Origin of the sequence: Actinacidiphila epipremni, assembly GCF_012034175.1 — a bacterium.
GTDB lineage: Bacteria > Actinomycetota > Actinomycetes > Streptomycetales > Streptomycetaceae > Actinacidiphila > Actinacidiphila epipremni.
On the sequence record NZ_JAATEJ010000010.1, the window covers coordinates 1 to 13,236 of the forward strand.

Below are 13,236 nucleotides of genomic sequence, written 5' to 3' on the forward strand. Positions count from 1 at the left end.
AAACCACCCCTGATACCCGACAGTGATCTTGCCCACAACATCGCCCGGGGAACTGGCCGCGGAGGCGCTTCCGGCGAGTGCGGTCTGTGCGATTCCCACCGTTCCGGTTGCGGTGGCTGCAAGCGCGGCCTGTAACACCGTCCGGCGTGTGACACCCATCTGGACTCCTCGCAGCGGTCGGCAACTCCCGCCGTCGCACGGCCGATCGGTCTACGGCAGCGGACCGGGAGTCTGGTGCGGGGATCGTAACGACGGGGTTACGCCTCCGCAATAGATCGCGCATCAGGCGAAATATTTGACAGAAGTCACGCAAGAAGCGCTCACCCTCGCGTGACACCCTGACCTGCGGAAAACACCCCACTCAGCCAAGTCGGTACGAAAATCTTAGGAGAATGAAATATTCCGGTCTTAGCGTCTGGACCATGACGCACGCACCACCAGGACCACCGCACGGCGGGCGCGCCCGAGGGCGTTCCCGATCCCACCGGCGGCGGCCCAGGACACCGTGGTGGAAGCGCCCCGCGGTCGTCTCGGCGGCCGTGCTCGGCACGATAGGGCTGGTGACGCTGGCGGTCGTCACCCGCTCGCCGTCGGCGAAGGCCCATGACGACGACCCCGCCGCCGACGCCAAGGCGTCCGGCCCCACGACCGCCGCGAGCACCGCGCCGGCCACGACCGCGGCCCCCACCACGACCGCCGCCCCGACCCCCACCGCGCTGCCCACCAAGTCGCCGGCGCAGGCCAAGAGCGAGCTCAGCGCGGCGATCAAGGAGCTGTCCGACAAGCGCGGCGGCCGGCTGTCGGTCGCGGTCACCGAACTCGACGGCGACGCGGGCGTGAGCTACGACGACGGCTCGTCGACGTACGACACCGCGAGCATCGTCAAGGTCGACATCCTCGCCACCGTCCTGCTGCGGCACCAGAAGGCCGGCACGACGCTCACCTCCACCGAGCGGTCCGAGGCCACGGTGATGATCCGGCAGAGCGACAACGACGCGGCGACCGCGCTGTGGCACGCCGCCGGCGGTACGTCCGGGATCAACGCGGCCAACAAGACCTTCGGCCTGAAGCACACCAGGGCCGGCGCGGGCGACCTGTGGGGCCTGACGCAGACCACGACCGCCGACCAGCTCGCGCTGCTGCGGGTGGTCTTCGGCGGCTCCGACTCCCCGCTGTCGGAGGCGTCCCGCACGTACATGAAGGGCCTGATGGGCACGGTCACCAAGGGCCAGCAGTGGGGCGCGTCGGCGGCCGACGAGGACCACGCGGGCTTCGCGCTGAAGAACGGCTGGCTCCAGCGCAGCGGCACCGGGCTGTGGGACATCAACAGCGTCGGGCAGGTGCAGTACGGCGGGAAGACGCTGCTGGTGTGCGTGCTGTCGTCCGGCAACAAGTCGGAGCAGGCCGGGATAGACAAGGTCGAGGCCGCCGCGCTGGCCGCGGCGAAGGCGCTGCTGTCCTGACGCCGGGCCGCGGTACGGGCCGGCAGCCGGTGTCGGCAGCCGGCCCCGCGCCGGCAGCGGGCCCGGCGTAGGCACCGGCACCGGGCCCGTACCGCGGCCCGGCGTCAGGGGGCGACGTCGACGAGCACCTTGCCGATCGCGTTGCCCTCCACGGCGTCGTGCGCGTCGGCGGTGCGCTCCAGCGGGAAGCGGTGCAGCGGCAGCCCCGCGTCCTCGCCGACGCGGAAGGCGCCGTCCGCGACGGCCGCGGCCACCGCGGCGACGGCGTCGTCCTTGGCCGCGGCCGGCACGGTGTAGACCAGCACGCCCTGCCAGCGCAGGTTCCGCGACATCGACGGCCACGGCGGTACGGCCACGGTCCCGGCGTCCTGCGCGTAGAAGGCGACGACCCCGCCGGGCGCGAGCACCGCGGCGTCCAGCGCGGCGTTCGCGCCCGGCGCGACCTCCACGACGATGTGCACGCCGTCCGGGGCGAGGTCGCGGATCGCGGCGGCGGCGTCCTGCGTGCGGTAGTCCACGGTGTGGTGCGCGCCGGCCGCGGTCGCCAGCGCGGCCTTCCGCGGGCTGCTCACGGTGCTCAGCACGGTCGCGCCGGCCCAGCGGGCGAGCTGGATCGCCGCGTTGCCGACCGCGCCCGCGCCGCCGGCGACCAGCACCGTGACGCCCGACAGGGCGCCCGGGGCGAGCCGGGCGGGGCCGCCGTCGGCGACGGTCAGGGTGCGGTGGGCGGTCAGTGCGGGGATGCCGAGGCTCGCGCCGAGGTCGAAGGAGGCGCCCTCGGAGAGCGGGACGGCCTGCCGGGCGGGCAGGGTGACGTACTCCTGGGCGGTGCCGTTCTCCCGCTGCCAGGCCGCCTCCCACAGCCATACCCGCTCGCCGATCCGGGCCTCGTCGACGCCGGGGCCGACGGCGTCGACGACGCCGGAGCCGTCCTGGTTCGGCACCTGCTCGGTGCGGGGCGCGGTGTTCGCGCGGGCCTTCCAGTCCGTCGGGTTGACGCCCGAGACCCGGACCGCGACGCGCACCTCGCCCTCGCCGGGCGCGGGCAGGGGGCGCTCGGTCAGCGCCAGGACGGAGGAGGGGCCGTTGCCGGTGTACGTGATCGCCTTCATAGCGCGTACAAGCTACCGGCCCCGCGCTTTCTTCCCCCGGCGCCGCGCCCGGCCCCGCTCAACCGAGCAACTCCTCCGCCTTCGCCAGGATCTCGGTCACCCGCAGCCCGAACCGGGCGTCGCACGCGTGCGGTTCGGCCGAGGTGAGGGCGTCGATCGCCCGGGCGTACGCGTCCGTCGCGGCGAACTCGCCGCCGGGGTAGGTGGCGACGCCGTGCGTGCCGCGGAACTCGACGCAGACCCCGGCGGCGGCCGGCGGCGCGGTGAGGGTCAGGGCGGCGGTGCTGGAGGCGCCGCTGTCGTGACGCAGCGTCAAGTGCACGGTGTCGCCCGGCCCGTGGGCGGCGGCGAGGTCCGTGACGTCGCCGAGCACCGGCAGCAGTACGGACAGCGCGTGCGGCCCGACGTCCCACAGCCCGCCCTTCTCCTTGCGCCACGGCGAGTCGGCGAACGGGCTCGCGCCGGGGCCGAAGACGGCGCCGTACCAGTCGGCGCGGGCGGTGAACCAGCCGCCGGCGGCGGCCTGTTCGGCGAGCCAGTCGCTGGTGGGCCCGTCGAAGCGCAGGGTGAAGAAGACCACCGACCGCACCCCGCTCGCCTCGACGGCGGCGGCGACCTCCCGGGCGCCGGCGACGGTCGCGGCGAGCGGCTTGTCCAGCAGCAGATGCCGCCCGGCGCGGGCGGCCCGGGCGGCGAGCGGCGCCTGGAGGGCCGGCGGCAGCGCGATCGCCACCGCGTCGACGTCGGCGATCAGCGCGTCGGGGTCGGCGTAGGCGCGGGCGCCGAACTGCCCGGCGACCTCCGCGGCGGCCTCCGGCCGGCGGCCCCACACCCCGGCGAGCTCGACGCCCGGGTGCGCGGCGAGCGCGGGGCCGTGCGCGAGCCGCGCCCACGGGCCCGTACCGAGCAGTCCCACCCGCAGGGCGCTCATGGCGCCACCGCCCGCGGCTCCTCGTGCCGCGCGTACGCCTCGCGGTCCAGGTCGCGCAGGTCGACGGAGAACTGCACCTCGAACTGCGGGGTCGGCGCGGTGTGTTCGCGCAGGGCGGCGAGCACCGCAGCGGTCAGGGCGCGCTTGGTTTCCGGGTCGCGGCCGGACAGCAGCGCGACCTCGACGTGGATCATCGCGCGGTGCGGTGAACCGTCGCCGATCCACAGGTCGTCATGGCGTACGAAACGGGTCTTGCAACCGGCGGCGCGACCGCCGGCGATGGTGACCAGGGCCTCGTGCAGGGCTGTGCCGAAGCCCGGTTTGTCCAGGGCCCCGGTGAGCGTTCCGGAGTATTCCACGGTGGTATGCGGCATGTCCGGACCCTAATCCCGGCTGGTCGCGGGCGGTAAGTGCGTCTCACGGCGCAGGACGGTGACGTCCGACACCTCGGTTACGTCCTGTTAACACAAGGGCAATGGACGGGAAAACCGTCCTTGCGACGCTGCCCTCGGCCCGATCGCAGACGCTCGGCCGCCCACGCGCTCACGTTCGTTAAGGATGGCGTCACCGTGACCTACAAGGCTGAGTACATCTGGATAGACGGCACCTCGCCGACCGCGAAGCTCCGCTCCAAGACGCGGATCCTGGCCGACGGCGCGGAACTGCCGATCTGGGGCTTCGACGGATCCAGCACCAACCAGGCCGAGGGCCACGCCTCGGACCGGGTGCTCAAGCCGGTCGCGTCCTTCCCCGACCCGATCCGCGGCGGCGACGACGTCCTCGTGATGTGCGAGGTCCTCAACATCGACGGGACGCCGCACGAGTCCAACACGCGTGCGGCGCTGCGCGAGGTCGCCGAGAAGTACGCGGCGCAGGAGTCGCTGTTCGGCATCGAGCAGGAGTACACCTTCTTCCAGGGCTCGCGCCCGCTGGGCTTCCCGGAGAACGGCTTCCCCGCCCCGCAGGGCGGCTACTACTGCGGGGTCGGCGCCGACGAGATCTTCGGCCGCCCCGTCGTCGAGAAGCACCTGGAGAACTGCCTGGCCGCCGGCATCGGCATCTCCGGCATCAACGCCGAGGTCATGCCCGGCCAGTGGGAGTTCCAGGTCGGCCCGCTCAGCCCGCTGGAGGTCGCCGACCACCTGTGGGTCGCGCGCTGGCTGCTCTACCGCACCGCCGAGGACTTCGGCATCTCCGCGACGCTGGACCCCAAGCCCGCCAAGGGCGACTGGAACGGCGCGGGCGCGCACACCAACTTCTCCACCAAGGCGATGCGCGAGAACTACGCGGCGATCATCGAGGCCGCCGAGTCGCTGGGCCGCGACGACAAGCCGCTGGAGCACATCAAGAACTACGGCGCCGGCGTCGAGGCCCGCCTCACCGGCGCGCACGAGACCGCGCCGTGGAACGAGTACAGCTACGGCGTGTCCGACCGCGGCGCGTCGGTGCGCATCCCGTGGCAGGTCGAGGTGGACCAGAAGGGCTACATCGAGGACCGCCGGCCGAACGCGAACGTCGACCCGTACGTCGTGACGCGGCTGATCGTGGACACGTGCTGCACCGCGCTGGAGAAGGCCGACCTGGTCTGAGGCGGACCGCTGCCGCGAGCGCGGTCCGGTCGAGCCGTCACCGGGCCCGGGCGGCGGCCCGGACCCGGTACGCCGTGGAGGGCGCCCGTCGCGTGGCGGGCGCCCTCCGGCGTGCCCGGCGGGGGTGACCAACGCCGAGGTCACTCGTTTGACGCAGCGTGAAGAGCCGACCGCAGCGTGCCGCCGTGAATCCGCCGAAGCCCGGCCCGTCCGGGGGCTCCCGGGCTCCGGGGCGGGCAGCCGGCGCCCGGGGCTCGCGGCGGCGCGGGCGCCGGCGGGGCGCGCCTGCCGGGCCGGCCGCGGCCGAGGCGGCGCTGGTCGAGCACTACCCGCGGCTGGTGCGGCTGGCGTATCTGGCGCTGCCCGACTCCGCCGGCCCGCACGGCAGGGTGCTCACCGCGCACCGCCTCGTGCAGCGCTCGCTGCGGGCCGCCTCCGCCGCGCGGGGCGGCGGCCCGCAAGGCTACGAGCTGCTGCGCCGCGAGGTGCTGCGGGCCGCGCTGGGCCGGCCGCCCGCCGGGCGGCTGCGCGGGGCGCTCGCGGCGGCCGGGCTGCCGCAGGTGCTGGGGCTGCGGCTGCACCCGCGGGCCGGTGGCGGCGCCGGACTCGCCCTGGACCGCGCGCTCGCCGCGCTGCCCGCGCCGGCCAGGGCCGCGTACGCGCTGCTCGGCTTCGAGGGCCTGGACGAGCCGGCCGCCCGCGCGGTGCTGGACGCGGCGGGCGTCGCCGACCCGCGGGAGGCGGTGCGCAAGGCCGCGGGCCTGGAGGGCGACCGGCGGCTGCTCGCGGCCGGCGAATTCGACCCCTGCACGGTGCAGTTGCGGCCCACCGACCTGCTGCGGCGGCGGCAGCGCGGCCGGGCCGGGCTCACGGTCGGCGCGGTGGTCGCGGTCGGGGCGGTGCTGCTGGGCCTCTCGGCGGCGGGCGGCTCGCCGCGGCCGTACGGGGCGGCGGGCCCGCCGGGCGCGTCGGCCGCGTCGGCGCAGGCGCTGGACCCGGCGTCCGTGGTGCGGGTCGCCCCGCAGGCGTGGACGCGGACCGGGCGGCTGGACTTCACCGTGTGGCCCGCGCGCGGCAGCCGCACCGACGACACCGCGCTGCTGCGCCGGGCCCTCGCGGTGTGGGCGAGCCCCGGCCCGTCCGTCCAGGTCTCCGCGACGCCGGGCACCGCCCGCACCGCCCCCGTACAGCCCCCGCAGCTGCTCTACGCGGGGGACGCCGACAAGGCGACGGTGGTGCTCTTCTTCGACGGGCTGCGGATCATCCGGTACGCCGAGGCGCGCGGCGGCGACGGCTCGGGCGGTGCGGCGCTGGACTTCGCGCAGGTGCCGGGCGCGGATGTGACGACCGCGGCGGCGGTCGTCGTCGACCGGATCGACGGCAACACCCGCTTCCTGACCGCCCCTTGGGTCGCCCAGGCGCAGACCCGGGACCTGCTGCGGCCCGACCAGGCGGCGGCGCCGCTGCACCTCGCGGCGGACGGCACGACCGATCCGGTACGGATGCCGGGCGCCGGCGCGGCGGCGGGGGCGTGCGGGGCGAGCTGGCCGGCGCTGCAACTGCGGTCCTCGGCGCAGGTCTTGCCGCAGCACGCGTTTGTGCTGAGTGACCTGGGTGACCTCAGCCCGGTGCACCTGACCTTCACGCCGCCGCCGTCTTCGGGGGACTCCCCCGATGCCGCCCCGCGCGAGGCCACGGGGCCTGCGGCGCTGGCGAGTTGGGCGCACAGCGCGTGCCGGCTCGGCGAGTTGCGGGGGCAGGGGGTGCGGGCCGTCAACGACTGGGAGTTCGCCCGCACGCCGCTGCCCGAGGGCGCGGGGCCCGCGCTGTGGACCTGCGACCGCGCCGACACGTGGCGCGGGCCGGGCCGCGCGACGGTCCAGTTCGTCCCCCCGGACGCGTCCCCCGCCGCGACCGGCACGCTGGCCGGCCGGCAGTCCGACGGTGCGGCGTGCAGCCGCTACGGCCAGGACGTCATGGCGGGCGTGATGTGGAAGTCCCCCGCGGGCCACTGGTACGTCGTGGCCGCGGGCAGCCGCGAGGTGGTTTCCCTGACGGCCACGAATGGCCTGACGGCGTCTTCCGAAGGCCCCTACCTCGCCGCAAGGGCCCCCCAATCCGCCCGCCCCACCCTGACCGCCCGCACCTCCGCAGGCCAGACCCTCCACCCCCTCGACGCCTCCTGACCTCCCCCTCCCCGAGCTGCTGCTTGCTGCTGTGCCGAGACCGTCCGCCGGTGGTTGACCTCACACGTCGAGGCCGGGCACGGGCGGGGGCTGCCGTTGCGCGTGAGGGGCACAAACCAGGGGCGCGGGGAACGGCGCGACAAGCCACCCACCGGCAGAAGGTCTCGCGACCGGCACAAGGGCGCAGCCCGGAGAGAGGGGCGCGGGGAACGGCGCGACAAGCCACCCACCGGCGGGTGGTCTCGGGGCCGGCGCAAGGGGCAGGTCGGGGAGACGCCGTGAAAGAGCGCCGCGGAGGCCCCGCTCCGGTGTCAGGGGCCGGAGCGGGGCCGCCGCGGGGTTCAGCGGGCCGTGAAGACGGCCACCGTGCGGGGTGGGACGGTGAACGTACCGGTCGAGCGGCTGTACGTGGAGCTCTTCACGACCGGGTCCGTGCCATCCGCCTGCACAGGGTGCAGAGCGTACGCCGTCCCGGCGAGTGAGCCCACGCGCTGGGACTGCTTCTGCGGTGTCGCGTTGAAGACGACCACCAGATCTCCCGCCCTCATCGTGATGACGCCCGGCGTCTCGTGCGTCCCGGACAGCGGGAAGGAGACCTCCTGCTGCACCTGCGCGGCCGTCGTGAGGTGGAAGGCGGGCTCGGCGGTGCGGATCCGCAGCAGGTCCTGGTAGGCCGCGGACGCCGCGGTGATCTGCGCGCAGCCGGGGACGGCCGCCGGGTCGGTCAGCAACGGCGTGGCGTAAGGCCACTTGTCCTCGTTGTCGGCGGCCGGCGGCAACCCCCGCCCCATACCGTTGCCTTGGCCGCAGCTCCAGTGGATCGCGTTGAACCAGTCCCCGGAGTCGAACGAATTGCGGTCCAGCGACTTGGAGCGCAGCAGGTCCGAGCCGGCCTGGTAGAGCGCCGGGCCCTGGGAGAGCGCCGCGGTCGCCTCGGCGATGACCTGCATACGGGCCCGGTCCGCGGCCGACGTGCCGGCCGGCAGCTTGTAGGCCAGCGCGTCGTAGAGGGACTCGTTGTCGTGCGCGTCGGCGTACGCGAGCGCGTCACCGGGCGCGTCGGCGTATCCGGCGGGCGCCCCGTTGTAGTCGATCTCCGCCCCGGTGACCTGCTTGCCCTCGGAGTCGGTGAAGCCGAACTGCCGCAGGTTGCCGGTGAGTCCGACCTTGATGAGGTCCTGGTAGTGCAGCAGCCGCGCCTTCTGCTCCGCCGGACTGCCGTTGGCCGTGGACGAGTTGGGGTCGGTGTAGAGCCCGGAGGCGAAGCCCTGCACGCCGGGGTCGGCGTCGAAGGGGCTGCCGCCGCGCACGGCGTCCCGCGCCCGGTCGGAGAACGTCGCGATCCCGGTGCCCGCCATGTTCGCCTGCGTGGCCTGCACGAACCGCGCGTTGTCGGCGACCTCGCCGAAGTTCCAGCCCTCCCCGTAGAGAATGATCTTCTTGCCGTCCACGCCGTCCTTGGCGGGCGTCAGCGCGTCGAGCGCCTTGCGGACGGCGAGGATGTTGGCCTTGGGGTGGTGGCCCATGAGGTCAAAACGGAAGCCGTCGACCTTGTACTCCTTGGCCCAGGTGACGATCGAGTCCACCACGAGCTTGCCCATCATCGCGTTCTCCGGCGCGGTCCCGGCGCAGCAGGTGGACGTGGCCACCGAGCTGTCCGGCATGAGCCGCTGGTAGTAGCCGGGCACGATCTTGTCGAGCACGGACGTGTCGGCCTGGCCGCTGGCCGAGGTGTGGTTGTAGACGACGTCCATCACCACCCGCAGCCCGGCCCCGTTGAGCCCCTGCACCATCTGCCGGAATTCGGTCGTACGGCTCGCCCCGTCCGGATTCTTCGCGTAGGAGCCCTCGGGCACGGTGAAGTGGTACGGGTCGTAGCCCCAGTTGTACGCGTCGGTCGCCTGCTGGGCGGTGACGCACGCCTGTTGCTGCTCGCTCGCCGGCCCGTACGAGGCCAGGTCGCAGTCGGGGGTGGTCTGGTCGGCGGTGCGCTCGGGCACGGTCGCGAAGTCGAACACGGGCAGCAGGTGCACGTAGTTGACGCCGGCCTTCGCGAGGTCGCGCAGATGCGTCATGCCGGCCGACGAGGTGTCGGTGAAGGCCGCGTACTTCCCGCGGTCGGCGGCCGGCACGGTGGTGTCGGCGACGGAGAAGTCCCGGACGTGCAGCTCCTGGATCTCGGCCTGGCTCATCGGCACGGCGGCGGGCTTGTGCTCGGTGGCCCAGCCCTTGGGGGCGAGCTTCGGGTCGTCGAGGTCCACCAGCAGGCTCTGCTTCGAGTCCGCCGTGAGCGCGACCGAATACGGGTCGGTGACCTTGTTGACGACGAGCTTCTGCACGCTCGGCGCCCACACCGTCACGTCGTACAGATACGCCTTGCCCGTCCAGGACTTGGGCCCGCGCACCGACCACACCCCGCTCGCGGGGTCCTCGCGCATCGCTACGGTCTTCCCGCCGATCCCGACCGCGACGCTGTGCGCGGTGGGCGCCCACACCGACAGGCTCGGCGTGCCGTGGGCGTCGAACACCGGGCCCAGGGTGGCGTGTTGGGCGGCGCCGGCGTAGAGGTCGTCGAGGACGCCTTGCGTCTGCACGCCCGTCGCGGCCAACAGCGCGCCGGAGGCGGCCCGTTGGGTGGCGATGAGCTGTCCGCGCAGCGCGTCGCGCACCCGCCCGCGGTCGCGCGGGTCCACGGTGAAGGCCGAATAGCCCTTCAGCTGCGGGAATTTCGCGAGCTGCGCGGCGGTGAGCCCACCGGCGACCTTCTGCAGCCGCAGCCAGCGGCCCTCGCCGGACAGCGCCCCGTCCTGGACGGTGATGCCGCCGTCGGCGGAGTAGACGAGCTGCTGCGAGGCGGCGGGCGCGGAGGTCTGCCAGGCGACGGTGTCCCGGTCGATCCACTGGGCCTGCGCCTTGCCCAGGTCCAGGTCGGCGCCGCCGCCCTGGGGCTGCGGCAGCAGGTAGGCGGGCGTGCCGTCGAGCAGCCACGCCTCGTGCCCGGTGCCGGTGAGGTCGAGGGACTGGTCGCTGGGCAGGTCCTTGGTGTCGCCGTTGTGGAGGATGTAGCTCAGCGATGTGGCGCCCGCGGCGAGCGGCACCTCGAAGACGGCCCCGTAGGAGTCGATGCGGGTGGGCTGGAGCGGCGCGGTCCAGTCGGTGGGGTTCGCGGCGCCGGTCCACACGTGCAGGCCCCAGCCGGCGTAATTCCCGTCCGCCCGGTGGTAGTGCAGGACGGCCTTCGAGGTGTCCTGCGGCGGGTAGGCGCCGTCCGGCGGGCTGGTCGCGACGGCCGCGCTGCCCTGGCCGACCCACACCTCGGCGCTCACGCCGAGGTCGATCGTGCGGTCGCCGTCGGTGTCCTTGACGCCGTCCTTGTCGACCACGATGAAGCCGACGCTGGAGGCGCCCGGCGTGAGCTTGACGTAGGCGAAGGCGCCGTAGGCGTCCCGCCCGGTGAAGGGGTGGCCGGCCGGCCAGGTGGTGGCCTCGCCGTCGGCGATGTCGCCCCAGGCGTAGAGGTTCCAATCGGCGTAGTCCGCATCGGACCGCTGGTAGTGCACGATCGCGTAGTCGTGGCTGACCGCGGTGGGCGGCGCGGTCACCGGTGTGGCGCCGGTGACGGTCGCGGCGGTCGCGGCGGAGGTGTGCCCGGCGGCGTCCACGACGACGGCCTTGTAGCGCACCGGGGTGCCCGCGGCCGTCTTCGGGTCGATCACCTGCGTGACCTTGTACGGGGCGTGGTCGGCCGAACCGAGCACCTTCCAGGGCGCGTTGCCGACCTGCGCGGCGAAGACGACCCGGTTCAGGCCGCCGCCGGTGACGTCGGCGGCGAGCTCGACCGTGCCGGTGGCGCCGGCGGCGGGCGCGGTGAGCGCCAGGTGCGCGGCGGCGGAGGGCTTGGCGAGCGGCCCGGCGGCGTGCAGCACCACGGACTGGAGCGGCGGCACGGTGAGCACCAGGGTGCCGCCGGAGCCGGCGGTGGAGGTGCCGGTGGTGCCGTAGATCGCGGTGTAGCGGGCGCCCGCGGTGTTGCCGGTGGGCACGGTCACGGTCTGGGCGCTGGTGGAGTTGTTGACGGCCACCAGGTAGTCGTCGCGGCTCGCGGCGTCGGTGCGCGAGTAGGCGTAGACGCCCGGGCCGTCGCCGGCGGAGACGTAGCGCTCGGTCTGGACGCCGTCGCGCAGCGCCGGGTGGTCCTTGGTGAGCTTGGACAGCGCGGCGATCGCCCGGTAGAGCGGGTGGCCGGGGTCGTAGGCGTCGGCGGCGGCGGTGCGGTCGGTGCCGATCTCGTCGTCGTCGAGGTAGTCGGCGACCTGGGAGGCGAACATCGTCTGCCGGGCGTTCTTGTCGCCGCCGGGGGCGCCGGTGAAGCCCTGCTCGTCGCCGTAGTAGACGACCGGGTTGCCGCGGCCGAGGAACATCACCTGGTTGGCGAGCTCGTCGCGCTTGAGCAGTTCGGCGTCGCTCGCGCCGGGGTTGTCCTGGGCGAGGAAGCTGCCGATGCGGCCCATGTCGTGGTTGCCGAGGAAGGTGACCTCCTCGTACGCGTTGGCCTTGTCGGTGGTGTAGCGGTAGTCCTGCCCGTAGACGGCGGCGAGCTTGCCGGGCGCGGCGCCCTGCGAGGCGTAGGCGCGGGCGGCGTCCTGGAAGGGGAAGTCGAGCGTCGCGTCGAGCCGGCCCTGCGTGACGTAGGGGGAGGTGACGGCGGGGTCGGCGTCGTAGGTCTCGCCGAACAGGAAGAAGTTCTTGCGGCCGTGCTGGGCGGCGTAGGCGTCCAGGGCGGTCGCCCACTGCGTCCAGAACGGCATGTCGACGTTCTTGACGGTGTCGATGCGGAAGCCGTCGACGGCGAAGTCGCGCACCCACTTCTCGTAGATCTGCTCCATGCCGTGCACGACCTCGGGCCGCTGGGTCCACAGGTCGTCCAGGCCGGAGAAGTCGCCCTGGTCGGCGCTCTCGCCGGCGAAGGTGGAGTCCCCGCGGTTGTGGTACATCGTGGGGTCGTTGAGCCAGTCGGGCACCTTGGTGTGCTGCTCGCCGGCCGGCACGGTGGGGGTGCGCGGGAAGGACGCGGTGGTGACCTTGGGGAAGGGTGCCGACCCGGCGGCGTAGGTGTCGTCGTCGAAGGGGGTGCCGTCGGCGGACAGGTACGGGAAGGCGCCCTTGGACAGGTAGCTGCTGGTGGTGTCGGTGGTGCCGATGACGTCGGCGGTGTGGTTGGTGATGACGTCGAAGAAGACCTTCATGCCCTTGGCGTGGGCGGCGGAGATGAGCTTCCTGAGGTCGTCGTTGGTGCCGAAGTGCGGGTCCACCTGGGTGAAGTCGGTGATCCAGTACCCGTGGTAGCCGGCCGACACATCGCTGCCAGTTCCCTGCACGGGCTGGTTCTTGAAGATCGGCGCCATCCATATCGCGGTGGTGCCGAGCCCCTTGATGTAGTCCAGCTTCTGCGTCAGGCCCTTGAGGTCGCCGCCCTGGTAGAAGCCCTTGTCGGTGGGGTCGTAGCCGGTGGCCAGCCGGCTCCCGGTCAGGCCGCCGCGGTCGTTGGACGGGTCGCCGTTCGCGAAGCGGTCGGGCATCACGAAGTAGAACTGCTCGCGCGTGTCGTCGTGCCGGGCGGCCTGCCCGGCCAGCGTCCGGTCGGAGGGCGGCGCGGGCGGCGGCGGGGTGCCGTGCGCGTAGGCGGGCGCGGCGAGGGGTACGAGTGCGGCCAGCGCCGTGAGGGCGGTGAGCGCGGCGCGGCGCCGCAGCCGGCGGCGTCGGGGGCGGTACGCGGGCAGCCTGAACTCCAGGGCCACGGGCGGTTCTCCTTGCTGGGGACAGCCTCCGCGGCCGGGTCCACGCGCATGAACCGGTCGCCACTGCGGCGTCGGTGCCGAAGCTGTCCGGGACCGTATCCCTGCAAGGGCGGTTGCAGCAAGAGTCTGCAACGACTTCCCGCCCGCAGGCGGACGC

Annotated in this window: 7 protein-coding genes; 3 read left to right on the forward strand and 4 right to left on the reverse strand. The window is 73.8% G+C overall.

The window, feature by feature from the left end; genetic code table 11:
• Positions 1–560: 560 nt before the first annotated feature.
• Positions 561–1,463 carry a serine hydrolase gene (locus HCN08_RS14570; RefSeq protein ID WP_322974448.1) on the forward strand — a complete coding sequence of 301 codons (903 nt, stop codon included), beginning with the start codon at positions 561–563 and terminating at the stop codon, positions 1,461–1,463.
• A 104-nt stretch (positions 1,464–1,567) separates the two neighbouring features.
• On the opposite strand, the gene HCN08_RS14575 is transcribed toward HCN08_RS14570, so the two are convergent.
• The 3 genes from HCN08_RS14575 to HCN08_RS14585 are packed head-to-tail and all read right to left on the reverse strand — an operon-like array spanning position 1,568 to position 3,880.
• Positions 1,568–2,575, reverse strand: a complete 1,008-nt coding sequence (locus HCN08_RS14575) for an NADPH:quinone reductase (protein ID WP_167983484.1) — start codon at positions 2,573–2,575, stop codon at positions 1,568–1,570.
• A gap of 58 nt (positions 2,576–2,633) precedes the next feature.
• Positions 2,634–3,497: a Gfo/Idh/MocA family protein gene (locus HCN08_RS14580; RefSeq protein ID WP_167983633.1), complete on the reverse strand. Its 864-nt coding sequence runs from the start codon at positions 3,495–3,497 to the stop codon at positions 2,634–2,636.
• 5 nt (positions 3,498–3,502) lie between these two features.
• Positions 3,503–3,880, reverse strand: a complete 378-nt coding sequence (locus tag HCN08_RS14585; protein WP_167983485.1) for a 5-carboxymethyl-2-hydroxymuconate Delta-isomerase — start codon at positions 3,878–3,880, stop codon at positions 3,503–3,505.
• 195 nt (positions 3,881–4,075) lie between these two features.
• On the opposite strand from HCN08_RS14585, the gene glnII reads away from it, so the two are divergent.
• On the forward strand, positions 4,076–5,095 hold the full coding sequence (gene glnII / locus HCN08_RS14590; protein WP_167983486.1) for a glutamine synthetase: 1,020 nt from the start codon (positions 4,076–4,078) through the stop codon (positions 5,093–5,095).
• 185 nt (positions 5,096–5,280) lie between these two features.
• On the forward strand, positions 5,281–7,281 hold the full coding sequence (locus HCN08_RS14595) for a hypothetical protein (RefSeq protein ID WP_206318793.1): 2,001 nt from the start codon (positions 5,281–5,283) through the stop codon (positions 7,279–7,281).
• A gap of 341 nt (positions 7,282–7,622) precedes the next feature.
• Here the strand turns inward: HCN08_RS14595 and pulA are convergent, their stop codons facing one another.
• Positions 7,623–13,079: a pullulanase-type alpha-1,6-glucosidase gene (gene pulA / locus HCN08_RS14600; RefSeq protein WP_407648768.1), complete on the reverse strand. Its 5,457-nt coding sequence runs from the start codon at positions 13,077–13,079 to the stop codon at positions 7,623–7,625.
• Positions 13,080–13,236 lie beyond the last annotated feature (157 nt).

Excerpts from the sequence above, each read along its gene's own strand:
- HCN08_RS14575 (WP_167983484.1), bottom strand. The coding sequence starts at position 2,575 with ATGAAGGCGATCACGTACACCGGCAACGGCCCCTCCTCCGTCCTGGCG.
- HCN08_RS14585 (WP_167983485.1), bottom strand. The coding sequence starts at position 3,880 with ATGCCGCATACCACCGTGGAATACTCCGGAACGCTCACCGGGGCCCTG.